The sequence below is a fragment of the uncultured Lentibacter sp. genome (genome assembly GCF_937123735.1).
GTDB lineage: Bacteria > Pseudomonadota > Alphaproteobacteria > Rhodobacterales > Rhodobacteraceae > Lentibacter.
The window spans coordinates 75,679-97,416 of the sequence record NZ_CAKZKL010000010.1; the positions used below are offsets into that span (position 1 = coordinate 75,679).

The 21,738-nt window shown below is 62.2% G+C and carries 21 protein-coding genes; 14 read left to right on the forward strand and 7 right to left on the reverse strand.

Translation table 11 applies throughout. The annotated features are described in order from the left end of the window. The first annotated feature begins 37 nt into the window (after positions 1 to 37). The gene (locus Q0478_RS02385) at positions 38 to 472 is read left to right on the forward strand and encodes a MarR family transcriptional regulator (protein ID WP_298675849.1); all 435 of its coding nucleotides are present in this window, start codon (positions 38 to 40) and stop codon (positions 470 to 472) included. Continuing rightward, a complete protein-coding gene (locus Q0478_RS02390; protein ID WP_298675851.1) occupies positions 469 to 1,359 on the forward strand; it encodes a DMT family transporter in 891 nt (296 codons plus the stop codon). The genes Q0478_RS02385 and Q0478_RS02390 overlap by 4 nt, the downstream gene beginning before the upstream one ends. Here the strand turns inward: Q0478_RS02390 and Q0478_RS02395 are convergent. After that, positions 1,325 to 2,419 (reverse strand): class I SAM-dependent RNA methyltransferase, encoded by a 1,095-nt coding sequence (locus Q0478_RS02395; protein WP_298676139.1) that lies wholly within the window; start codon positions 2,417 to 2,419, stop codon positions 1,325 to 1,327. The genes Q0478_RS02390 and Q0478_RS02395 overlap by 35 nt on opposite strands. A gap of 12 nt (positions 2,420 to 2,431) precedes the next feature. After that, positions 2,432 to 3,241 (reverse strand): division plane positioning ATPase MipZ, encoded by an 810-nt coding sequence (locus Q0478_RS02400; RefSeq protein WP_298675853.1) that lies wholly within the window; start codon positions 3,239 to 3,241, stop codon positions 2,432 to 2,434. A gap of 204 nt (positions 3,242 to 3,445) precedes the next feature. On the opposite strand from Q0478_RS02400, the gene dctP reads away from it, so the two are divergent. The 4 genes from dctP to hutH all read left to right on the forward strand — a co-directional run bounded on the left by dctP (position 3,446) and on the right by hutH (position 8,162). Further along, positions 3,446 to 4,459: a TRAP transporter substrate-binding protein DctP gene (dctP, locus tag Q0478_RS02405; protein WP_298675855.1), complete on the forward strand. Its 1,014-nt coding sequence runs from the start codon at positions 3,446 to 3,448 to the stop codon at positions 4,457 to 4,459. Positions 4,460 to 4,531: 72 nt separating this feature from the next. Next, a complete protein-coding gene (locus Q0478_RS02410; RefSeq protein ID WP_298675857.1) occupies positions 4,532 to 5,176 on the forward strand; it encodes a TRAP transporter small permease subunit in 645 nt (214 codons plus the stop codon). Further along, positions 5,163 to 6,563, forward strand: a complete 1,401-nt coding sequence (locus Q0478_RS02415) for a TRAP transporter large permease (protein ID WP_298675859.1) — start codon at positions 5,163 to 5,165, stop codon at positions 6,561 to 6,563. Before Q0478_RS02410 ends, Q0478_RS02415 begins: the two co-directional genes overlap by 14 nt. A 63-nt stretch (positions 6,564 to 6,626) precedes the next feature. Then, complete coding sequence (gene hutH / locus Q0478_RS02420; protein ID WP_298675861.1) at positions 6,627 to 8,162, forward strand: histidine ammonia-lyase; 1,536 nt, start codon at positions 6,627 to 6,629, stop codon at positions 8,160 to 8,162. A 168-nt stretch (positions 8,163 to 8,330) separates the two neighbouring features. Here hutH and Q0478_RS02425 read toward each other — a convergent pair whose 3' ends face one another. Both Q0478_RS02425 and Q0478_RS02430 read right to left on the reverse strand, forming a co-directional pair. Further along, positions 8,331 to 9,539, reverse strand: a complete 1,209-nt coding sequence (locus Q0478_RS02425) for an FAD-binding oxidoreductase (RefSeq protein WP_298675862.1) — start codon at positions 9,537 to 9,539, stop codon at positions 8,331 to 8,333. Between the two features lie 92 nt (positions 9,540 to 9,631). Continuing rightward, positions 9,632 to 10,039 (reverse strand): carboxymuconolactone decarboxylase family protein, encoded by a 408-nt coding sequence (locus Q0478_RS02430; protein ID WP_298675864.1) that lies wholly within the window; start codon positions 10,037 to 10,039, stop codon positions 9,632 to 9,634. Between the two features lie 236 nt (positions 10,040 to 10,275). On the opposite strand from Q0478_RS02430, the gene dusA reads away from it, so the two are divergent. The 3 genes from dusA to Q0478_RS02445 are packed head-to-tail and all read left to right on the forward strand — an operon-like array spanning position 10,276 to position 12,951. Beyond that, positions 10,276 to 11,376 carry a tRNA dihydrouridine(20/20a) synthase DusA gene (gene dusA / locus Q0478_RS02435; protein ID WP_298675866.1) on the forward strand — a complete coding sequence of 367 codons (1,101 nt, stop codon included), beginning with the start codon at positions 10,276 to 10,278 and terminating at the stop codon, positions 11,374 to 11,376. Then, the gene (locus tag Q0478_RS02440) at positions 11,369 to 12,187 is read left to right on the forward strand and encodes a sulfite exporter TauE/SafE family protein (protein WP_298675868.1); all 819 of its coding nucleotides are present in this window, start codon (positions 11,369 to 11,371) and stop codon (positions 12,185 to 12,187) included. Before dusA ends, Q0478_RS02440 begins: the two co-directional genes overlap by 8 nt. Continuing rightward, complete coding sequence (locus Q0478_RS02445) at positions 12,184 to 12,951, forward strand: hypothetical protein (protein ID WP_366914884.1); 768 nt, start codon at positions 12,184 to 12,186, stop codon at positions 12,949 to 12,951. The genes Q0478_RS02440 and Q0478_RS02445 overlap by 4 nt, the downstream gene beginning before the upstream one ends. 413 nt (positions 12,952 to 13,364) lie before the next feature. Here Q0478_RS02445 and Q0478_RS02450 read toward each other — a convergent pair whose 3' ends face one another. Genes Q0478_RS02450 through ccmI form a run of 3 tightly spaced genes read right to left on the reverse strand, consistent with a single transcriptional unit; the run spans position 13,365 to position 15,308 of the window. Next, the gene (locus Q0478_RS02450) at positions 13,365 to 13,607 is read right to left on the reverse strand and encodes a DUF1289 domain-containing protein (protein WP_298675870.1); all 243 of its coding nucleotides are present in this window, start codon (positions 13,605 to 13,607) and stop codon (positions 13,365 to 13,367) included. Then, positions 13,600 to 14,082 (reverse strand): Holliday junction resolvase RuvX, encoded by a 483-nt coding sequence (ruvX, locus tag Q0478_RS02455; protein WP_298675872.1) that lies wholly within the window; start codon positions 14,080 to 14,082, stop codon positions 13,600 to 13,602. The genes Q0478_RS02450 and ruvX overlap by 8 nt, the downstream gene beginning before the upstream one ends. Further along, on the reverse strand, positions 14,079 to 15,308 hold the full coding sequence (gene ccmI / locus Q0478_RS02460; protein ID WP_298675874.1) for a c-type cytochrome biogenesis protein CcmI: 1,230 nt from the start codon (positions 15,306 to 15,308) through the stop codon (positions 14,079 to 14,081). The genes ruvX and ccmI overlap by 4 nt, the downstream gene beginning before the upstream one ends. Positions 15,309 to 15,464: 156 nt before the next feature. Between ccmI and Q0478_RS02465 the strand changes: the two genes are divergently transcribed. The 5 genes from Q0478_RS02465 to Q0478_RS02485 all read left to right on the forward strand — a co-directional run bounded on the left by Q0478_RS02465 (position 15,465) and on the right by Q0478_RS02485 (position 21,681). After that, the gene (locus Q0478_RS02465) at positions 15,465 to 16,712 is read left to right on the forward strand and encodes a sarcosine oxidase subunit beta family protein (RefSeq protein WP_298675876.1); all 1,248 of its coding nucleotides are present in this window, start codon (positions 15,465 to 15,467) and stop codon (positions 16,710 to 16,712) included. A gap of 175 nt (positions 16,713 to 16,887) precedes the next feature. Further along, positions 16,888 to 17,217 carry a sarcosine oxidase subunit delta gene (locus tag Q0478_RS02470; protein ID WP_298675877.1) on the forward strand — a complete coding sequence of 110 codons (330 nt, stop codon included), beginning with the start codon at positions 16,888 to 16,890 and terminating at the stop codon, positions 17,215 to 17,217. Beyond that, the gene (locus Q0478_RS02475; protein ID WP_298675879.1) at positions 17,214 to 20,231 is read left to right on the forward strand and encodes a sarcosine oxidase subunit alpha family protein; all 3,018 of its coding nucleotides are present in this window, start codon (positions 17,214 to 17,216) and stop codon (positions 20,229 to 20,231) included. The genes Q0478_RS02470 and Q0478_RS02475 overlap by 4 nt, the downstream gene beginning before the upstream one ends. After that, positions 20,224 to 20,784, forward strand: a complete 561-nt coding sequence (locus Q0478_RS02480; RefSeq protein WP_298675881.1) for a sarcosine oxidase subunit gamma — start codon at positions 20,224 to 20,226, stop codon at positions 20,782 to 20,784. Before Q0478_RS02475 ends, Q0478_RS02480 begins: the two co-directional genes overlap by 8 nt. A 99-nt stretch (positions 20,785 to 20,883) precedes the next feature. Continuing rightward, positions 20,884 to 21,681, forward strand: coding sequence for a gamma-glutamyl-gamma-aminobutyrate hydrolase family protein (locus tag Q0478_RS02485; RefSeq protein WP_298675883.1), 798 nt, complete (start codon positions 20,884 to 20,886; stop codon positions 21,679 to 21,681). Positions 21,682 to 21,738 lie beyond the last annotated feature (57 nt).

Genomic DNA, 21,738 nt, shown 5'->3' on the forward strand with positions numbered 1-21,738 from the left:
GTTGATTTTGTAACTAACAATGGAGGGAGGGGCGACGATGACAAAAAAAGATGACTTTGAGCTGCAGAATTTTCTACCTTACCTGCTGAACCAAGCAGCAGAGGAAAGCAGCCTTGCGTTTCAGAATATTTACAAAGACCGCTACGGGATGCTGCGCACCGAGTGGCGGGTGCTGTTTCACCTCGGGATTTATGGCCGCATGACCGCCAAGGAGATTTGCGAGCGCTCCAAGATGCACAAGACCAAGATCAGCCGGGCAGTGGCGCGTCTGGAGGCGCGGCGCTTTCTCACCCGCGAGCGGGGCGCCGATGACCGCCGGCTGGAGTATCTGGAGCTGACACCTGCGGGGCGCAAAGCCTATGACGAGCTGCGCGCCGTGGCGATGGATTATGATGCACAATTGGCCGAGGCTTTCAGCCAAGAGGAGGTGGCAGTTTTGCGCAAGCTGTTGACCCATTTGGCCAAGCTATGAGTGACCAAATGAAAGGGCTGCTCATCACCTTGATGGGCGTGTTGTTTGTTGTGCCGGACAGCCTGTTTATCCGCCTGATTGATGTGCCGCCTTTGGAGATATCCTTCTGGCGCGGGCTGGGCACGGGGCTTATCGTGCTGGCCTATGTGCTGCTCAGCTCTGGTGCGCGCTCGGTGGGGGCGGCGCTGAGGGGCGGGCCTTACGCCTATGTTTACCTTGTGGCGATGAGTGGCACGGGCATCTTGTTTACCCTTGCTGTGAGCCACACGAGCGTGGCGAATGTCGTTTTCATCATCGCTTCCATGCCGGTTTTTGCCGCGATTCTGAGCTTTCTTGTGATGGGGGAGCGGATGAGCCTGCGCATGATGTTGACCATGCTGGCGGTGTTTGTGGGCCTTGGCATCATCACCTATGGCTCCGGGGAGACCCATGGCGCGAGCCTGACAGGTGATTTGATGGCTGTCTGCGTATCGTTTGTCTTTGCTGTCGCGCTCACAGCTGCGCGGCGGGTGCGCTCTGTTTCGATGGTGCCGATGTTGCCGGTGGCCTATTTGCTCTCGGCGCTTTGCCTTTTGCCCTTTGTGCAGCCTCTCCAGCTCGGGGTGGACCAATTTTATCTTGTGGCGCTGCACGGGCTGTTCATTGCGATCAGCTCTGTCGGGCTGGCGCTGGGGCCGCGCTATATTCCTTCTGCGGAGGTAGCGCTGCTGATTTTGCTGGAGTCGGTGCTTGCGCCCTTGCTTGTGTGGTTTGCCTTGGGCGAGGATCCGGGGGGCTACGCGCTTGTGGGCGGCACGATTGTGATCGGGGCGCTGGCGCTGTCAAACCTTGTGGTGCTGATGCGCCGGCGGCCTAGAGCGGCCCCGACTGGTAAAGGCGCACCTTGAGCCCGCCGTGGGGCACATAGGGGCCAGCAGAGAGGGTAAGCCCTGTGGCTTTGGCAAGGGAGGCCTCTGTCGTGATGATGGCCACGCGCCAGCCTTTGAACTCGGCCTTGAGCTTTGTGCCCAGAGCGGCGTGGAGCGCAAAGAGCGGCTTTTTGTTTCCGATGCGCCCGCCGTAGGGCGGGTTGATGATCACGAGGCCCGCGGGGCCATCGGGGCGCTTCAGATCTGAAATGGATGTGCAGGTGAAGGTGGTATGGGCTGCGACGCCCGCCGCCTCGGCATTGCGGGTGCTCATGGTGATGGCGCCTTGGTCACGGTCAGAGCCGTAGAAGTGCTGTTCTGTCTCTTTGGGTGTGACGGCATCGCGCAGGGCTTGCCAGGCTTCAGGGTCAAAGCTGGCGAGGGTTTCAAAGGCGAAGCTGCGCGCGCGCCCCGGGGCGAGGCCCATGGCGATTTCGGCGGCCTCTATGGGAAAGGTGCCAGAGCCGCACATGGGGTCGAGCACGGGCTCGGACCCGGTATAGCCCGCCTCGCGCAGGAAGAGGGCGGCGAGCGTTTCACGCATGGGGGCTTTGTTGACCGCCTCTTTGAAGCCGCGCTTGTGCAGGCTTTCGCCCGAGCTGTCGAGGCTGAAGGTGACGAGGTTATCGTCAATCCGCGCCTTGAGGGTGAGGGCGGCCTCAGCGCTTATGGGCGCGCCGAGGGATTCTTTGATGGCGGTTTCGATGCGCTGGGCGGCGGCGCCTGCGTGGTAGATTTTGGAGCGTTTGTTGGTGGTGACCTCGACGCGCAGAGGCACATCGGGGCGCAGGAACTCGGCCCAGGGGAACTTGCGCGCGCGCTTGTCGAGCTGGGCGAGGTGAAAGGCGCGGAAAGACCCGATGCGCACGAGCACGCGCACAGCGCCGCGCAACAAAAGGTTGGCGCGCCAGACCTCGGGCCAGCCACCGGTGATGTCGACGCCGCCGTTGACAGGGCGTGCAGGCTGAAAGCCGTGCGCCTGTGCCTCGGCGGCAAGTGCTTTTTCAAGCCCCGGAGGGCAAATCAGAAAAATATCCAGTGGATCAAGTCCTTAGAAGTCAATGCTGACGCCGGGCAGCCTGAGGGATTTCATCATCTCCCGCAGCTCCTGACGCGCGGCAATGTTGGAGATGTTGAGCTTTTGCACGCCCACGTCTCGCAGATCAAGCAGGGTGAGCCCGCGCGGGAACAATTCCCTGAAAATCACCCGCTCGTTGAAGCCCGGAGCGACGCGAAAGCCGATCCGCGCCGCCAGCTTGTCAACCGCGCGCTCCATCTTTTCTTTGTTGACCATGCGTTGCGCGCCAAGGCGGTTGCGCATCACGATCCAGTCAATCGGCTTTAGCCCCGCTTGGGCGCGCAGCTGGCGGGCTGACCAGACCATCTCGGAATAGACCGAGGGCGCAAGGATTTTCTCGCCATCGGCATCAATCTGCGCCAGCAGGTCAAAATCAATGAAGCTGTCGTTGAGGGGCGTGACCAGCGTGTCGGCGAGGCTGTGGGCCACCTGGCTGAGCCGCGTGTGGCTGCCGGGGCAGTCGATCAGGATAAAGTCGTTGTCAGGCTCCAGTGCCGCAACAGCCGCCGACAAGCGGTGATCATAGATGTTTTCACCCGGCTGAAGCGCGGATTTGTCGATCTCGGGCAATTCGTGATATTCGGGGGTTGGCAGATCAAGCCCGGCCTTGCGGCAAAAACTGACCCGGTTTTCAAGGTAGCGGCCAATGGTTTTCTGACGCAAATCCAGATCCAGCACGGCTGTTTTGTGGCCGAGGCGCGCCAAAGCGGTTGCGATGTGCATGGACACGGTGGATTTCCCCGCGCCGCCTTTTTCGTTGCCGACAACGATAATATGAGCCATGGCGCTTACCTCTTGAAGTCTCGTTAAAGCTCTGGCGCCTGGCGCCGATGTCACTGAGCGCATTTATAGGTGCTGATCCGCCAAAGGGGAAGCGCAAGAAAAACGGAACGTTCCAAATGGGCAGGGCTTGGCATCTTGTGATGTTACCGCTAGCGTCTGGGTGGGCAGCCACAACCGACAGAGCTGCAAAAAGGGAGAACGACAATGAACACAGTTGCAAAACTGGCGGCTGCCGCTGTTGCGGTGAGCTTTGCCACAGAGGCTGCGGCCACAGAATGGAATGTCTCGGTCTGGGGCAAGCGCCGCGCGTTTACCGAGCATGTTGAGAAGCTGGCCGAGCTTGTGAGCGAGAAAACCGGCGGCGAATTCACCATGAATATCAGCTATGGCGGCCTGTCCAAGAACCGTGAAAACCTTGACGGTATTTCGATCGGCGCTTTTGAGATGGCCCAATTCTGCGCGGGCTATCACCGGGACAAGAACCGCGCAATCACCGTGTTGGAGCTGCCCTTCCTGGGGGTCAACACGCTGGCCGAGGAAGTGGCGGTAAGCCACGCTGTCTATGAGCACCCGGCGGTGATTGACGAAATGGCCCAGTGGAACGCCAAGATCATCATGACCTCACCCATGCCGCAATATAATATCGCCGGCACCGGCGAGCCGCGCGATGAGCTGGCCGAGTTCGCGGGGATGCGCGTGCGCGCAACCGGCGGCATTGGCGAAGCCTTCAAGGCTGTGGGCGCGGTGCCCACATCGGTCACCTCGGCAGAAGCCTTTCAGGCCATGCAGTCCGGTGTCGTGGATACGGTGGCCTTTGCCCAGCACGCCCACCTGAGCTTTGGCACCATCAATGAAGCAACATGGTGGACCGCCAACCTCAACCCCGGCACGGTCAACTGCCCGATTGTGGTAAACATCGACGCTTATGAGGCCCTGTCAGACAAGGAACGCGCAGCGCTTGACAGCTCGATCCCTGAGTCCATCGACCACTACCTGGCAAACTACGGTGAGCTTCTCAAAAAATGGGACGGCATCCTCGCCGAGAAAAATGTTGCGAAAGTCGAGATCAGCGAAGCCGAGATTGCGGCGTTCCGCAAGGTGGCCGCCGATCCGATCCGTGAGAAATGGATTGCCGACATGACAGCACAGGGTTTGCCAGCGCAAGAGCTTTATGACCTCGTGGTCAGCTCGCTTGAGAAGGCCCGGATGGGCAACTGATCTTCCGCTGCGAAGCATTTGCGGGGCACATGAAGATGTGCCCCGCAACTCACTCATAAAAAGGCGAAAAACATGGCAGGTGCATCACCCGTCTTGGAGGATGGCTCATGGCTGAGCCGTCTTGACAGAGGCTTGTTGAAATTGGAACGGCTGATGGCGCTTGTCGCCGGTTTGGCGATTTTCTCGCTCATGCTTCTGGCGGTGCGCTCTGTTGGCGGGCGTGTGGCGCTGAATGCCCCCTTGTCGGGCTATGTGGACTGGATCATGCAACTGATGCCTGTGCTCGCCATCTTTGCGGTCTCTTTTGCGCAACGGGACGGCACACACATCCGGATGGATATTTTGGTGAGCCGCCTCGGCGGGCGGGCGATCTGGCTGTTTGAGCTGATCTCGGTCTTGTTGATCTTTGCGCTGATGATGTTTCTGCTGTGGGGCAGTTGGGCACATTTTCAGCGTTCGTTTGATTTTGGCGTGCCGCTCTGGAGCCGTGATTCGACGATTGACATCGGACTGCCGATCTGGCCGGCAAAGCTGGTTGTGCCGGTGGCCTTCGCCGTTTTGGGGCTGCGGCTTCTGATCCAGATTTACGGCTACGGGCGCGCCTTTGTGCGGGCAGATGCGGCGCCTGTGGCAGTGCCTCTGGTGCTGAGTGCTGCGGAAGTTGCAGCTGCGGAAGCGCGGATACTTGAAGAAGGAGGCCGCAATGGAGCCGATTGATATTGGCCTTTGGGTCACAAGCGGGCTTCTTGTGCTCGTTGTCTTGGGAATGCGCGTGGCGTTTGCAGCCGCGCTGGCCGGGCTTGTGGGGTTGTTTCTGATCTTCTGGTCCAAGAAGGGATTTGACCCAGAAGACATTGGCTGGGCGATCACGGTTGCCGCAAAGACAGCGGGGCAGGTGCCCCATTCCAAGGTGGCCAGCCATGAGCTGAGCCTTATTCCGACCTTCATTCTGATTGGCTATCTGGCCTATTATGCTGGGCTCACCCGTGCGCTTTTTGAGGCGGCCAAACGCTGGGTGGCCTGGGTGCCCGGGGGGCTGGCTGTGAGCACGGTGTTTGCGACCGCCGGCTTTGCGGCTGTGTCGGGGGCCAGCGTGGCGACGGCGGCTGTGTTTGCGCGGATTGCCATCCCTGAGATGTTGAAGATTGGTTACAACAAGCAGTTCGCAGCCGGTGTTGTGGCCGCAGGGGGCACATTGGCAAGCCTTATCCCGCCCTCTGCCATTCTGGTGATCTATGCGATCATCGTGGAGCAAGACGTGGGCAAGTTGCTGCTTGCCGGGTTCATTCCGGGAGCTTTCTCGGCGATTGTCTATGCTTTGATCATCATCGGCATTGCGCTTGTCTTCAAGAACGTGGGCCCGCCGGTGTCTGGGTTTACATGGCGTCAGCGGTTTGAGAGCTTGCCAGCTGCGATGCCGATTTTTGCGGTTATTTTCATTATTATCTGCTTTGTTTACAACCCCTTCGGCGAAAAAGCCTGGGGCACCCCGACAGAAGGGGGCGCGCTTGGGGCGTTTATTGTTTTCTTAATGGCGCTTTACCGCGGAATGCGCTGGCCGCAGCTCAAGGCGGCCCTGCTGGAGACTGCCAAGCTCACGGTGATGATTTTCACGATCATCTGGGGGGTGCTCATTTATGTGCGCTTCTTGGGTTTTGCCGATCTGCCCGGGGCCTTTTCCGATTGGATCACCTCGCTGGCCATGTCGCCCATGGTAATCTTGGTGTGTATCCTGCTGGCCTATGCTGTGCTGGGTATGTTCATGGATGCGATCGGGATGCTGCTGCTGACGCTGCCTGTGGTTTACCCTGCTGTCATGGCCTTGAATGGCGGTGAAAACGTGGCCGCTGCGGACAGCGCCTTTGGCATGTCCGGCGAAATGTGTGCGATCTGGTTTGGTATTTTGGTGGTGAAAATGGCAGAGTTCTGCCTGATCACCCCGCCGATTGGGCTCAACTGCTTTGTGGTGGCCGGCGTGCGGGATGACCTGACCGTTCAGGATGTTTTCAAAGGGGTCACGCCCTTTTTCATCGCGGATGCGCTGACGATTGCGGGGCTTGTGGCCTTCCCGGCCATTGTGCTGTGGCTGCCGTCGCTGGCGTAATATGTATGGACATATTATTGTGAACTGGGTAACTCTCCCGTCAGATTGACGGGGGAGATGTCTATGGGCAGGCTTGTGCTACGGCCTATGTTTGTTGGGCTTGATGAGCTGGAAAGGCTTTATCGCGAGGGCGGGCCGGTGCAGTTGGACCGGGCCTGCGAACCGCTTGTTGCGCAGGCGGCGGCGCGTATTGCGCAAGCGGCGGCGGGGCAGGACGCGGTTTATGGTGTGAACACGGGCTTTGGCAAGCTGGCCTCCGTGAAGGTGGCGCCAAAAGACACTGCGCAGCTTCAGCGCAATCTTATCTTGAGCCATTGCTGCGGCGTGGGCGCGCCTGTGCCGGAAGCGGTTGTGCGCTTGATGATGGTGCTCAAGCTGATCTCTTTTGGGCGCGGGGCGTCCGGGGTTCGCTGGGCGCTGGTGGAGCTGCTGGAGGAGATGCTGGCGCGCGGGGTGATCCCTGAGGTGCCGGCGCAGGGCTCGGTCGGCGCGTCGGGCGATCTTGCGCCGCTTGCGCATATGACGGCGGTGATGATCGGGGCCGGGCAGGCCCGTTTTGAGGGGGTTTTGATGCCCGCGAAAGCGGCGCTCAAGCGGGCCGGATTGCGCCCTGTGGTGCTTGGCCCCAAGGAGGGGTTGGCCTGTATCAACGGCACACAATTCAGCACCGCTTATGCTTTGGCGGGCCTCTTTGACGGCTGGCGCGCCGCGCAATCTGCGCTGGTCATTTCGGCCTTGTCGACCGATGCGATCATGGGGTCAACAGCTCCGTTAATGGAGGAAATTCATGCGCTTAGGGGCCATTCTGGCCAGATAGAAGCGGCGGCGGCCATGCGGGCGCTGCTGGCGGGTTCGCAGATCCGGGAGAGCCATCGAGAGGGCGATCTGCGGGTGCAGGACCCCTATTGCATCCGCTGCCAGCCGCAGGTGACGGGGGCGGCGCTGGATGTGTTGCGCCAGGCGGCGCAGACCCTGCTGACCGAAGCCAATGCGGCGACGGACAACCCGCTGGTTCTGACCGGGGCCGGCGAGATTGTTTCGGGAGGCAACTTTCACGCTGAGCCGGTGGGCTTTGCCGCCGATATGATTGCGTTGGCGCTGTCAGAGATCGGGGCCATCGCCCAGCGGCGGGTGGCGCTGATGGTAGATCCGACGCTCAGTTTTGATCTGCCTCCCTTTCTCACACCGGCCCCGGGGTTGAACTCGGGCTTGATGATCGCTGAGGTGACGACAGCTGCTTTGATGAGTGAAAACAAGCACTTGGCAAACCCGACAGTGACCGATAGCACTCCGACGTCGGCCAACCAGGAAGACCATGTGAGCATGGCGGCCCATGGTGCCCGCCGGTTGATGCAAATGGTGTCCAACCTTGAGCATATCCTGGGCGTGGAGCTGCTTTGTGCGGCCCAAGGCGTTGAATTCAGGGCACCTTTGCGCACAAGCGCGGCGCTTGCGCAGGTGATTTCAGAGCTGCGCAAGGGCATCGCGACACTGGATGAGGACCGCTACATGGCCGATGATCTGGCCCGGGCCGCCGCACTGGTGCGCAGCGCTGCCGTGATCAGGGCCACGGGCCAGGTTTTGCCAAAGCTTGGCTGACGCACAAAGGCGGGCGCTGCGCCCCAGAGCGGCGCACGGTGGGGTTAACGGCGCGCCAAGGCGGTCAAACCGGGGGGGTGACATGCGTGCACCCCCCGTGCACAAAGCGTGCACCGCAGGTTTGTTAAGCTTTGGGCAACACTTCAGGTTAAGGCGGCGTGCGCTGGTTCAGATGACGGCGCTTTCGCGGATCGGACGGTTGGCGAGGATGCGCCCATAATGAAAGGGTGACAGATCGAGGCTGCGGTAGGCCCCATAAGTAAGCCATTCTGCGGTGCCGCGGCCCATGGCCGGAGACTGTTGCAATCCGTGTCCGGAAAATCCGTTGAGGAATAAAAAATTGCTGATCTCTGGATGCGGCCCTGTGATGGCGTTCTGATCGAGCGTGTTGTAGGCATAATGCCCGGCCCATTCGGTTGTGACCTTGATCGCCTCGAACTGCGGAATGCGCGTGGCGATGACGGGCCAGACGTGCGCCTGCCAGAAGCTGTGATCCATGGTGAAGTCGTCAAACTCTACGGCGGGGTCATGCTCGGTATGGCCGCCCGCCTGATAGATGCCGCCGCCGACCTCGCGCACATGCACCCCTGTCGGGTCGATGGTGAGAGGGAGAGGGCGGTCCAGCGGCTTGGCGGCGGAGAACATCCAGGTGAAGCGTTTGCGCGGCTCCACGGGCAGTGCGATGCCAGCCATGGCGGCCGTGCGCGCGGCGCGCGGGCCTGTGGCGTTTACAAGCTGGCCGCAGGAGAGCACCTCGCCCGTGGCGAGCGTGACGCTTTCGATGCGGTTGCCTGCGGCGTTCTTGGTGAGGGCGATGACCTCGCCTTTGATATATTCAACGCCCGCCTCGCGGCTGATACGGCGCTGCCAATCAAACACGGCCTGCCCGTCAAAGAAGCCTTCATCCACGGTGTTGATGGAGCCAAGGAGGATGTCGTCAAGCTGATAAAAAGGATAATCTGCGGCGATTTCATCGCGGCTCAGAAGCCGGGTGGCGGCCCCGGCCGCTTTTTGCACCGCATGGTTGGCGCGCAGGGTTTGGGCCATTTTTTCATCGCCGGCGAGATACATGTAGCCGAAATTCTGGATGGAGAGCGCAGGCACGCGGGCATCTGCGAGATAGGTGCCGAGGTTTTTCACATAGTCGGCGGCAAACTGCGAGATTTTCACGTTGAGGGATGTGGAAAATTGCTGGCGCATACAGGAATTGGTGTGGGACGTGGAGGCAAACTCATAGCTCGGGTCGCGCTCGACCACCAGGACCTTGCCCTGAAAGTCTTTGTTTTGGCTTAGAAAACAGGCCGTTGACGCGCCCATGATGCCACCGCCGATGATGATAACGTCATATGAGGTGGCGCAGGGTGTTTCTTGGGTCATGGGTGATCTTCGCTGTGGGCTGGGGTGCAGGCTGGGAGGTAGGATGGGGCAGGCTGGCAAAATGCAGGTGGCCGAGGTTTGGCGCGCCTTCGCTAGGGGCGCGTCTCTGTGGGGGGCTGGGGGGCAGCCTCCAGCACCTTGCGGGCTGCGCGGAAGCACTCCAGGGCCTGGGGCACGCCACAATAGATGCCGATCACATGAATGATGGCGCGCAGCTCGTCTTGGGTGACCCCGTTGTTGAGCGCGCCACGGCAGTGCAGCTCCCATTCGTGCATCTTGCCCAGAGCGCCGATCATTGCGAGGTTCATCATGCTGCGGGTCTTGGCGTCGATCACCTCATCACCCCAGCCAAAGCCCCAGCACCAGGCTGTCATGGCCTCCTGAAAGGGGCGGGTGAAGTCGTCAGCGGCGGCCAGATTGTTCTCGACATAGTCTGCGCCGAGGGTGGCTTTGCGTTGGGCCAGCCCTTTGAGAAAGAGGTCTTCATCAAATGTGCTCATGAGGGGTCCTGTTTTTGGGGCCAGTTTTTGAAGGCTATGCCGACGTGATTGCCCGCGACTTTGGCGCGCAGGCGGCGGGGCGTCAATGGCTCTTTGGGGCCCCCAGATGGCAGCCGCAGGGCAGGGCTGGACGATGGGGGCGGCTGTGCAGTATGTCTGCGGCGCGCAAGGGCCCAAAGGCGGGCTTTGCGGCCCCTGCGCTGAGGCGGCGCGCGCGCCGATGAGAGGAGAGACCGATGCCCCAGACCCCAGCCCCTAAAGGTGCCAGCCCGCTGAGGCATGGTGGGGCCGTTGCCGGGGGCGGTGCGGACCCTGTCGCGGGTGCGGCGCGGCTTTCGATTGCGCCGATGATGGATTGGACGGACAGGCATTGCCGGTTTTTTCATCGGCTTATGTCGCGCGAGAGTTTGCTTTACACCGAGATGGTGACCGCGCCTGCTTTGGTGCGCGGGCGGGCGTTGCATTTGCTGGCGTTCAGCCCGCAGGAGCACCCTGTGGCGCTGCAATTGGGCGGCTCTGACCCGAAAGAGCTGGCCGAGGCGGCAAAATTGGGGGCCGAGGCGGGCTATGACGAGATCAACCTCAATGTCGGCTGCCCCTCAGACAGGGTGCAGTCGGGCACCTTTGGCGCGGTCTTGATGCGCAGCCCCGATTTGGTGGCCGAATGCTGTGCGGCGATGATTGCGGCGGTGGATGTGCCGGTGACGGTGAAATGCCGTATTGGCGTGGATGATCAGGAGCCAAGGGAGGTCTTGCCCGATTTTCTGGCGCGGGTATCGGGCGCGGGGGTGACGCGATTTGCGATCCATGCGCGCAAGGCGTGGTTGCAGGGGCTGAGCCCCAAGGAGAACCGCGATATTCCGCCGCTCGATTATGAGCTTGTCTATGATATGAAAGCTCAATTTGAGCATCTGCACCTCTCGCTCAATGGCGGTGTGGCCACGCTTGAAGAGGCCGAGGCGCATCTGGCGCGGGGCATGGACGGGGTGATGATTGGCCGGGCGGGCTACCATCAACCCTGGGATATTCTGGGCGCGGCGGATGCGCGGATTTTTGGCGCGCAGGCCCCGCTTGCGGACCCTGTGGAGGCGGCCGAGGCGATGCTGGCGTATATTGCGGAGCATGTTGCCGCGGGGGGGCGTCTGGGGCAGATCAGCAAGCATATGCTGGGGCTTTTTGCCGGCCAGCCGGGGGCGCGGCTCTGGCGGCGGGTGCTTTCGGAGGGGGCGCATAAGCCCGGCGCGGGCGTGGCCTTGGTGCAAGAAGCGCTGGACGCGGTGCGCGGCGCGCGCGAGAGTGCAGAGGCCGCGCGAAGAGAAGGAATATCACATGCCTGAAACGGCTTTGCTCCTCCAGATGCTGGTGATGCTGATGGCCATTGGCGCGTTTGCGGGTGTGCTCGCGGGGCTGTTGGGCGTGGGTGGCGGTATTGTGCTTGTGCCTGCTTTTTTCTATGCCTTCCAGACACTTGGATATGACGGGCCGCAGCTCATGCAGGTCTGTCTGGCGACCTCTCTGGCGACCATTGTGGTCACTTCGGTGCGCTCTGTTTTGAGCCATAACAAGAAGGGCGCGGTGGACTGGGATATCCTGCGCGGCTGGGCGCTTGGAATCGCTTTGGGCGCGGTTGTGGGGATGCTGGTGGCCGCGAGCCTGCGCTCGGTGACCTTGCAGGCAATCTTTGGCTGTCTGGGCGTTGTGATCGGGCTTTACATGGGCTTTGGGCGCAGCGCGTGGCGGTTGGGCCAAGAGATGCCCAAGGGTGTGAAGCGGGCTGTGCTTTCGCCCTTGATGGGCTTTCTTTCGGTTTTGATGGGCATTGGCGGGGGGAGTTTTGGTGTGCCGCTGATGAGCCTTTTCAACACGCCCATTCACCGCGCTGTCGCCACAGCGGCGGGCTTCGGGGTGATCATCGCTGTGCCGGCGGTGATCGGATTTCTCTTTGTCAGCATCGAGGGCGCACCGCCCTTTACCATTGGTGCGGTGAACCTTGTGGCCTTTGGTGTTATTGTGTCGATGACGCTGATCACAGCGCCTTACGGGGTGAAGCTGGCCCATGCGATGGACCCCAAGCCGCTGAAGCGGGTGTTTGCGGTTTTCCTTACGCTGGTGGCGTTAAATATGCTGCGTAAGGCATTGGGATATTGAGAGAATACCTTGAAAAAGGCTGGGTGAAATTCCCTTATGATACCCGCCTCGCAGACTGGGTTAAGGCCGTGCGCGCCCCGGCTTGGGAGGCCGTTCACGCGCCTCAGAATGCCCATTGGCACCAATGTGAGGGCACATGGTTTGTGGGTGTGGATGCGCTGGCCAATGATGCGCGCGGCGCTCTGGCAGGCGTAAGCGGGCCGCTGACAGGCACAGCTTTTGCGGCCGCTGAAAGCCTTTTCGGGCCGCTGCCCTTGCACAGAGCGCAGCTTTCGGTGATCTCTCCCGGATACCCGCGCCCCAGAGAGGGCGAGAGCGCCGCGGCAGGGCGCTACCGGCGCAAGCGTGATGCGGCGCATCTGGATGGGTTGAAACCGGAGGGGCCGGAGCGGCTCAGGCGCATGGGGGAGTATCACGGCTATATCCTTGGCATTCCGTTAAGCGAGAGCACGGCCAGCCCCATGGTGATCTGGGAGGGGAGCCATCTGCGGCTTGCCGCCATGCTGCGCGCGGCCTTTGAGGGCGTGCCGCCCGAGCGCTGGCCTGCGATTGACCTCACCGCGCGCTACCAAGCAGCGCGTGCGGAGATTTTTGAAACATGTCAGCGGGTTGAGGTCCAAGCTTCATGTGGAGAAGCCTACCTGACGCACCGCTTTGCGCTGCATGGTGTGGCCCCTTGGCAGGGGCAGGAAACGGCGGCGCGGATGATTGCCTATTTCCGCCCCGAAGTGACCGACCGAGCGCGCTGGCTGGCGGCGGAGTGAGCCAGAAATTACCCCTCTGTGAGCCCGCCGCACAGCACGGTTAACGGCGACGGCGCAGGCCGAATCGGGGGGGTGATATGCGTGCACACCTCGTGCACAAAGCGTGCACCGCCCAAAGGTTAATTTCCGGTCGCGAAATGGGTTAAGGCGGCGTGCGGTGCGCAGAGATTGCGCACCGGGCACCAGGAGAGCGCGGGGTGTAGGCAGAGCGCAGCGTGAGGCCCGCAAACGGGTGTGGTGCGCAGAGATTGCGCACCCTACGGGCGACAGAGGGGTGCGGCGCGCAGAGATTGCGCACCGGGCGCCTGAAGAGCGCGGGGCGCTTGGAGCTCATGTGGGATTTGGATATTTGAGGCAATAAGAAAGGGCATAGCGCGGCGTGCTGCCTCATGGGCCGTTCGCCTTGGCGCAGCTTATTCGCGCGTGAGGCGGGCCATGCGGCCACCGCGGCGGCCTGTGGGGGCAGCGGAGCGCGCGGGCAGCTCGGCCATGATGCTTTGGCGCTCATCGGCGCTCATGCGAGACCAGCGCCCGATTTCATCAATCGAGCGCGCACAGCCTGTGCAGAGGCGGGTTTCGGGATGCACGACGCAGATCTGGATGCAGGGGCTGTCTATTTCGGCGCGTTTCCAGACGGTGGGTTTGGCTTCAGTCATCGCGTGTCACTTTCATATGGGCCAATCTGTCGAGCAGCCCTTGAAGGATATAGGAGGCGGCGACATGGTCGATCACCTCTGCGCGACGTTTTCGGGACGTATCCGCCTCCAAGAGCGCTTTTTCGGCGGCCACTGTGGAGAGGCGTTCGTCCCAATAGGTGATGGGCAGCTCTGTCATCCGGGTGAGGGCGCGGGCAAAGGCGCGGGTGGATTGGCAGCGCGCGCCTTCGCTTCCGTCCATATTGCGCGGCAGGCCGAGGACCAGCCCCTGGATGCCGCGTTCTGTGGCGAGGGCGAGCATCTCTGTTGCGTCGGGCGTGAATTTCTTGCGCCGTATGGTTTGCAGGGGCGAGGCGGCGCTGCGGAAGCTGTCGGAGACGGCGAGGCCGATGGTTTTGTCGCCCAGATCGAGCCCCATGAGCGCACCCTGTGGCGGCAGGGCGGCGAGGAACTCCTCGGTGGTTTCGCAGATCATTGATCGACGCCGGCGCGCTGTGCGCCGCGGCGCACGGTTTCGAGCGCATCGGGCGTGTTGGCAAAGCGCTCTTGCGCCTCGCGCCAGATGGCCAGGGCGCGGGAGCTGTCGCCCAATGCGCCCAGCGAGGAGATCAGGCGGGACCATTCTTCGGGCGTGCCGCCTTCTGTGGCCAGGCGGGTGCTGAGGTTTTCGACCATGCCGCGGATCATTTCGAGGCGCTCTTGTTGGGTCATGCTGCCGGCGTTTTCGATGTCTTCTGCGGTGGGGCCGCGCAGCGGGGCGCTGCCGGCCTCGGGCGCGGTATACTCGATGCCCGCGAGCCAGGCGATGTCTTCGATGCCTTCGCGGATCGGGGCGATCCAGGGGGCCTCGGCGGGGCCTTCCTCAAGCAGGCGCGACCAGAGGCCGAAGGTGCGGTCGGGGCGGTCGTTTTGCAGCCACATCTGGCCGAGGAAATAGCGCGCGACCGGGTTGGCGCGGTCGGCCCTGAGGGCGGCGCGCAGGGCGGCCTCGGCTTCGGGGGCGACATAGCCCTGTGCTTCGGTGATGTAGAGCTGCGCCAGCGTCACATGGTCTTCGGCGGTGGCCGCCGCGCCCTTGAGGCGGATGAGCGTGCTTTGGGCGGCGCGGGCGGCGGCAAAATTGCCAAGGCGGGCTTCGTTTTGGGCAAGGAACTGCTGGCCTTGAAGATCGTCAGGTTTGCTGGCGACAGCCGCGCGCAGGCGGGTGATCAGCTCAGCATAGGCGGCGTCGGGCTCGGCCTCGGGGCGGGCTGGCAGGCGGGCCAGAAAGGCGGCCTGGCTGTCGCGGCTCTGGTAGAGCTCTTGGGCGGTGGCCAGGCGGGCTTGATGGGGCAGATCGGCGAGGCCGCTGGCACCGAGCTGGCTGTAGATGAAACCGCCGCCGCCCAGCAGGGCCAGCCCGATCAGCGCGGCGGTGAAGAGGGTGAGCGGCGCAGGCTGGGCCCCGGTGCGGGCGGCTGTGGCCAGCTGGGCATCGGCGGTGAGCACACGCCGGCCCACCTCGGTGCGGATGCGCTCGGCGTCGGCCTCGCCGATGACACCGCGGGCGAGGTCGCGCTCCACTTCTTTGAGCTGGTCGCGGTAGATGCGCAGATCATAGGTGGCGGGATGCACTTCATCGGTGCGGCTGCGCAGCAGCGCGAGCGCAAAGAGGGCGGCGAGCAGGAGGGCCAGGGCGGCCGAGATGATCCAGAACAACATGGGGCACATTTAGGCAGGCGGGGGCGCTGAGGGAAGAGGAAAACGCATGGATGGGCGCGCATGTCGCAATCGTGAGGGATAGTGGCGGAAAAATGGGGGGACGCGGCTGCGCATTGGGCCACATAGGGGCAGCACCTAACTGGATCGGATTTGGCCATGAGACGGTATTCTGCATTTGCTGTGGCGCGCGAGGCGGCCCGCTTTCACACGGGATGGGAGCGCGCCTGGCGCAGCCCTGCGCCCAAGAAGAAATACGATGTGATCATCGTGGGCGCGGGGGGGCATGGACTCGCCACGGCCTTTTACCTTGGCAAGAACTACGGAATCACCAATGTGGCGATTCTGGAAAAGGGCTGGCTGGGCGGCGGCAACACCGGGCGCAACACCACGATCATTCGCAGCAACTATCTGCAAGACCCTTCGGCGGCTTTGTATGAGAAGGCGCGCTCGCTTTATGAGACCATGTCGCAGGATCTCAATTACAACGTGATGTTCTCTCCGCGCGGGGTGATCATGCTGGCGCAGACCGAGCATGAGGTGCGCGGCTACAAGCGCACGGCTCATGCGAACATGTTGCAAGGCGTTGAGACGCGCTTTATCGGGCCCGAAGAGGTGAAGAAGCTTGTGCCGATCATCAACTTGGCCGGGCCGCGCTACCCTGTCTTGGGTGGGCTCTATCAGGCGCGCGGCGGCACGGGGCGGCACGATGCTGTGGCCTGGGGCTATGCGCGGGCCTGCTCGGACATGGGCATGGACATCATCCAGCAGTGCGAAGTGACAGGCGTGCGCTCAAGCGGCGGCAAGGTCACGGGGGTGGACACCACGAAGGGGGCGATTGATTGTGACAAGCTGGGGCTTGTTGTGGCGGGCAACTCGGGCGCGCTGGCGAATATGGCGGGCTTTCGTCTGCCGATTGAATCCGTGGCGCTTCAGGCGCTGGTGAGCGAGCCGATCAAGCCCTGTATGGATGTGGTTGTCATGGCCAACACGGTGCACGGCTATATGAGCCAGTCTGACAAGGGCGAGATGGTGATTGGCGGCGGCACGGACGGGTTTAACAACTACACGCAGCGCGGCTCTTTCCACCATATCGAGGAGACGGTGAGGGCACTTGTGGAGACCTTCCCGATGGTGAGCCGGCTCAAGATGCTGCGCCAGTGGGGCGGGATTGTGGATGTGACCGGCGACCGCTCACCCGTGATCGGCAAGACGCCATTGGGCAACTGCTTTATCAACGCGGGCTGGGGCACGGGGGGCTTCAAGGCCATTCCGGGCGGCGGCTGGGCGACGGCGGAGCTGATTGCCAAGGGCGAGCCGGGGCCGCTTGCGGCGGAGTTTGGTATGGAGCGCTTCATTGAAGGGCGCTTTATTGACGAGAGCGTTGCAGCTGGAGTGGCGCACTGATGGTGCGGTCTTCTCCCATTTTTTTGCAAAAAAATGGCCCGGAAAATTCGAATTTTCCGGTGGCCCGCGCCGCGCCCCGCCCTGTGCATTTGCGACGCGGATGCGATGTTGCTGTTCAAAACAATCATGCCTGCCCTTTGGGCATGAGTTTCCCTCAAATCCATGGAGGTGCGCTATGCTGATCCTTGAATGCCCGTATTGCGGGGTCAAAGGCGAAGAGACGGAATTTCACGCAGGCGGCGAGGCGCATTTGAAGCGCTTTGGGCCTGGCTCGAGTGATGCGGATTTCGAGACCTATCTGTTCATGCGCGAGAACCCCAAGGGGGTGCATCTGGAGCGTTGGCGCCATGCCAATGGCTGCGGCAAGTGGTTTCATGCCGCGCGCTGCACGATGACGCTGGAAGTGTTTGGCACCTACAGCGCGCAGACCTATGAGCCGCCCCAAGAGATTAAGGACATCCTGACGGCCAAGCGCCCGGGATGGAGCTGGAGGAACTTCAAATGAGCACACGTCTCACACAGGGCGGGCGGCGGATTGACCGCAGCAAGCCCGTTACATTCAGCTTTAACGGCACGCGGCTGAAGGGCTATCAGGGCGACACGCTGGCCTCGGCCTTGCTCGCCAATGACCAGATGATGATGGGCCGGTCTTTCAAGTATCACCGCCCCCGTGGCGTTGTGGCCTCCGGTGCGGAAGAGCCGAACGCCTTGATGAACATGGGCGAGGGCGGCAAGTTTGAGCCAAACCAGCGCGCGACGACGACCGAGATTTTTGATGGCCTCAGCGCGGGCAGCCAAAACCACTGGCCAAGCCTTGAGTTTGATATTGGCGTGGTGAACAACGCTTTTGCGCGCTTCTTGCCCGCCGGGTTCTATTACAAGACCTTCCTTTTCCCGCGCTTTGCGTGGAAGCATATTTACGAGCCGTTTATCCGCCAGTCCGCGGGCCTTGGAAAGGCGCCTGACAAAGAGACGCTGGATGCGGACACCTACGAGCACTTTTACTTCTTTGCCGATATCGCCGTGATTGGCGGCGGGCTTGCGGGCCTTCAGGCGGCCAAGACAGCGGCGCTGAGCGGTGCGAAAGTCTTGCTGATGGAGCAAGACCCGCATTGGGGCGGGCGCAGCATGGTGGATGGCGGCGAGCTGGATGGCAAGCCAGCGGCCGAGTATATCGCGGCGCTTGTGGCCGAGCTTGAGGGCATGGAGAATGTCACGCTGCGCACCCGGATGATGGGCGCGGGGGTTTATGACCACGGCTATCTCTTGGGCTATGAGCGGCTGCGCGACCACGCGCCAGCGCTGGTTGGCCCACGCCACCGGCTCTGGAAGATCCGTGCGGGGCAGATCATCACCGCGACGGGGGCGATTGAACGGCCCCTGAGCTTTGCAGGCAACGACATTCCCGGTGTGATGCTGGCGGGGGCTGTGCGCGACTATATCGCTGACTATGGCGTGAGCGCGGGCGACCGTGTGGTTGTTGTGACCAACAACGACGATGCTTACAAAACCGCGCTGGCCGTGAAGGCGGCGGGGCTTGATGTGCCCGTGATCCTTGATGCGCGCGCCGAGGGCGGCGGGGCCATTGCCGCAGAGGCGCGGGCCATGGGCATCCGGGTGGAAAACGGCAAGGGGATTGCCAAGGTCACCGGTGGCAAGCGTGTGAAATCGGTCAAGATTTGCGCGCAGGCCGGTGAGGGCGCGGTGCTTGAAGAGATCGCCTGTGATGCGGTGGCCATGTCGGGCGGTTGGAGCCCAGTTGTGCACCTCTGGAGCCATTGTGGGGGCAAGCTTCTTTGGGATGAGGAGCACGCGATGTTCCGCCCTGACGAGACGCGCCCGCCCTTGGGCGCAGACGGTGCGGGGTTTGTGATCCCCGCGGGCGCGGCCAATGGTGTGATGGATATGGGCGTGGGGCTGGCCGATGCCGACCACGCGGCGCGCAAGGCTGTGGAGGCTTTGGGCCTCACGCCTGTGGATGTGAGCCTGCCCGGTTTTGAGCAGGCGGCAGAAGCGCCGTTGCAGCCTGTCTGGATGATGCCGCAGGGCGCGGGGCCAAAGCTGCGCATGAAGGCGTGGCTGGATTATCAGAACGATGTGAAGGTCTCTGATGTGCAGCTTGCGGCGCGCGAGGGCTATGAGAGTGTCGAGCACACCAAGCGCTACACCACGCTGGGCATGGCGACAGACCAGGGCAAGTTGAGCAATATCAACGGCTTGGCTGTGCTTTCGGAAACGCTTGGGCAGGCAATTCCTGCGACGGGGACAACCACCTTCCGCCCGCCTTACACGCCGATTTCGATGGGCTCCATTGCGGGTGAGGCCCGCGCGGAGGTGTTCCAGCCCTTGCGGCGCACGCCGATGCACGACTGGCACGAAGCCAACGGCGCGCATTGGGAGCCTGTGGGCCAGTGGCGGCGCGCCTATGCCTACCTGCGGGGCGGCGAGAGCGTGCATGAGGCGGTGAACCGCGAGATATTGGCGACGCGCGAGAGCCTTGGCTTGCTGGATGCCTCCACCTTGGGCAAGCTCATTGTGAAGGGGCCGGATGCGGGCAAGTTCCTTGATATGCTCTACACCAATATGATGAGCACGCTGAAGCCCGGCAAATGCCGCTATGGGCTTATGTGTTCGGAAAACGGCTTTCTCAGCGATGACGGCGTGGTTGTGCGGCTCGATGAGGAGACCTTCCTCTGCCACACCACCACGGGGGGCGCTGAGCGCATCCATGGCCATATGGAAGAGTGGTTGCAGACCGAATGGTGGGACTGGAAGGTCTATGTGACCAATGCAACCGAGCAGTGGGCGCAGATCGGCGTGGTTGGGCCAAACTCGCGCAAGGTCCTGGAAAAGCTCGGCGGTGTCGATGTTTCCAAGGAGGCGCTTGGCTTTATGGAGTATACCAGCGGCAAGCTCGGCGGGTTTGATGCGCGCATCTTCCGGATCTCCTTTGCGGGCGAGCTGTCTTATGAAATTGCTGTGCCGGCGAGCCAAGGCGCAGCACTTTGGGACACCCTCTTTGAGGCGGGGGCGGAGTTTAACGCGACCGCCTACGGCACGGAGGCCATGCATGTGATGCGCGCCGAGAAGGGCTTTATCATGATCGGGGATGAGACCGACGGGACCATCATTCCGCAGGACTTGGGCCTGTCGTGGGCGATTTCCAAGAAGAAGGAAGACTTCCTTGGCAAGCGCGCGCAGGAGCGGGAATTTATGGTCAACCCCGAGCGCTGGCAGCTTGTGGGCCTTGAGACGGTGGATGGCTCTGTCATCCCCGACGGGGCCTATGCTGTGGCCGAAGGCGAGAACGCCAATGGCCAGCGCAATGTGCAGGGGCGCGTGACCTCGACCTATTATTCGCCCACCTTGGGCAAGGGCATTGCCATGGGCCTCTTGCACAATGGGCCAGAGCGGATGGGCGAGACGGTGGATTTCCCCGGAACCGACGGCAAGACCTATACCGCCAAGGTTGTCAGCCCCGTATTTTATGACCCTGAAGGGGAGAAGCAAAATGTCTGAAGCAAGAAGTGCACTCGCAGGCGCGCGCTTTGCGGGCATCGCCCATGTTGAGGAGGCCGGGCTTGTCGGCATGATCAGCTTTCGCGGTGATCTGGGCCATGCCAAGGTCAAATCGGCGGTGAAAGCTGTGGCCGGCGCGGCCATTCCAAAGCCGCGCGGTGTGGCGCTGGCGGGGGCGACGGGGGTTGCCTGGATGAGCCCGGATGAGCTTTTGATCCTCGTGCCGCACGCTGAGGCGGATGCGGTGGTGGCCAAGCTCTCCACCGCGCTCAAGGGGCAGCATTTCATGGCCGAGAATGTCTCGGATGCGCGCGCGGTGTTCACGGTCACAGGGCCACATGCGCGCGAGGTGATCGGCAAGCTCGCGCCTGTTGACATGAGCCGTTTCGCTGAGGGTGAAATCCGCCGCACGCGCCTTGCGCAGGTGGCCGCAGCCCTCTGGATCTCGGCACCAGACAGCATCACGGTGGTCTGCTTCCGCTCGGGCGCGCAGTATATGTTCGACCTTTTAAGCGCTGCGGCCCAAGAGGGCAGCGCCGTCGGCGTCTATTGAGCGCCAAGAGCCCGCGCGCTTCAGGCTCCTGCATGTTGCGGGGGCCTTTTGCGGTGTGAAAGGCTTTTCTTCAGTCAAAAGCCGTATTACCTATAGGCCATGAAACAGGACACCCCACAGCGCCGGCCGGTTGTCGGCATTATTGGCAACCAGCATCTGATCAACGAAACCTACCTCACCCATGGGGGCGGGGTGATGAACACCGAGGCCGTGTCTCAGGTGTCAGGCTGTTTGCCGTTGCTCATCGCAGCGGATCCGCGCTTTGTGAGTGTGCAAGAGCTGCTGGAAACCTGTGATGGCTTTTTGCTCACCGGCGGGCGGCCCAATGTGCACCCCGCCGAATATGGCGAGGCCGAAACCGAGGCGCATGGCGAGTTTGACCGCGCGCGCGATGCGATCACCCTGCCGCTGGTGCGCGCCTGTGTAGAGCGCGGCCAGCCGTTTTTCGGCATCTGCCGGGGCTTTCAGGAAGTCGCCGTCGCCTTTGGCTCGACACTGCACCCCGAAATCCGCGATCTGCCGGGGCGCAGCAACCACCGGATGCCGCCCGAAGGCACGCTGGAAGAGAAATTCGAGCTGCGCCATGAAGTCCGCTTCACCAAAGGCGGACGCTTTCATCAGCTTCTGGGCGCGCAAGCCGTCATGACCAACACGCTCCACGGGCAAGGCATCTGCAAACCCGGCCCACGGGTGGTGATCGAAGGCCATGCGCCCGATGGCACGCCGGAGGCGATCTACATCAAAGACGCCAAGGGCTTCACCCTCTCTGTGCAATGGCATCCGGAGTGGAACGCGGCCAATGACCCTGTCTCGCGCCCGCTGTTTGAAGCCTTCGGCGCTGCCGTGCGGGCCTGGGCCGAACACAAAGCCCAACCTGCTGAACACGCCCGCGCCTAGCCCTTTTTTATTGCTTCAAATATCCCAGGGGGTGCGGGGGACTGGTCCCCCGCTTCG

Bases quoted from the DNA above. Each gene is read 5' to 3' on its own strand.
- Q0478_RS02400 (WP_298675853.1), bottom strand. From the start codon at position 3,241: ATGGCTCATATTATCGTTGTCGGCAACGAAAAAGGCGGCGCGGGGAAA.
- Q0478_RS02390 (WP_298675851.1), top strand. From the start codon at position 469: ATGAGTGACCAAATGAAAGGGCTGCTCATCACCTTGATGGGCGTGTTG.
- hutH (WP_298675861.1), top strand. From the start codon at position 6,627: ATGGGCAGGCTTGTGCTACGGCCTATGTTTGTTGGGCTTGATGAGCTG.
- Q0478_RS02450 (WP_298675870.1), bottom strand. From the start codon at position 13,607: ATGACTGAAGCCAAACCCACCGTCTGGAAACGCGCCGAAATAGACAGC.
- ccmI (WP_298675874.1), bottom strand. From the start codon at position 15,308: ATGTTGTTCTGGATCATCTCGGCCGCCCTGGCCCTCCTGCTCGCCGCC.
- Q0478_RS02385 (WP_298675849.1), top strand. From the start codon at position 38: ATGACAAAAAAAGATGACTTTGAGCTGCAGAATTTTCTACCTTACCTG.
- Q0478_RS02425 (WP_298675862.1), bottom strand. From the start codon at position 9,539: ATGACCCAAGAAACACCCTGCGCCACCTCATATGACGTTATCATCATC.
- Q0478_RS02430 (WP_298675864.1), bottom strand. From the start codon at position 10,039: ATGAGCACATTTGATGAAGACCTCTTTCTCAAAGGGCTGGCCCAACGC.
- Q0478_RS02485 (WP_298675883.1), top strand. From the start codon at position 20,884: ATGAAACAGGACACCCCACAGCGCCGGCCGGTTGTCGGCATTATTGGC.
- Q0478_RS02440 (WP_298675868.1), top strand. From the start codon at position 11,369: ATGCCTGAAACGGCTTTGCTCCTCCAGATGCTGGTGATGCTGATGGCC.
- Q0478_RS02410 (WP_298675857.1), top strand. From the start codon at position 4,532: ATGGCAGGTGCATCACCCGTCTTGGAGGATGGCTCATGGCTGAGCCGT.
- Q0478_RS02470 (WP_298675877.1), top strand. From the start codon at position 16,888: ATGCTGATCCTTGAATGCCCGTATTGCGGGGTCAAAGGCGAAGAGACG.
- Q0478_RS02415 (WP_298675859.1), top strand. From the start codon at position 5,163: ATGGAGCCGATTGATATTGGCCTTTGGGTCACAAGCGGGCTTCTTGTG.
- dusA (WP_298675866.1), top strand. From the start codon at position 10,276: ATGCCCCAGACCCCAGCCCCTAAAGGTGCCAGCCCGCTGAGGCATGGT.
- Q0478_RS02465 (WP_298675876.1), top strand. From the start codon at position 15,465: ATGAGACGGTATTCTGCATTTGCTGTGGCGCGCGAGGCGGCCCGCTTT.
- ruvX (WP_298675872.1), bottom strand. From the start codon at position 14,082: ATGATCTGCGAAACCACCGAGGAGTTCCTCGCCGCCCTGCCGCCACAG.
- dctP (WP_298675855.1), top strand. From the start codon at position 3,446: ATGAACACAGTTGCAAAACTGGCGGCTGCCGCTGTTGCGGTGAGCTTT.
- Q0478_RS02475 (WP_298675879.1), top strand. From the start codon at position 17,214: ATGAGCACACGTCTCACACAGGGCGGGCGGCGGATTGACCGCAGCAAG.
- Q0478_RS02480 (WP_298675881.1), top strand. From the start codon at position 20,224: ATGTCTGAAGCAAGAAGTGCACTCGCAGGCGCGCGCTTTGCGGGCATC.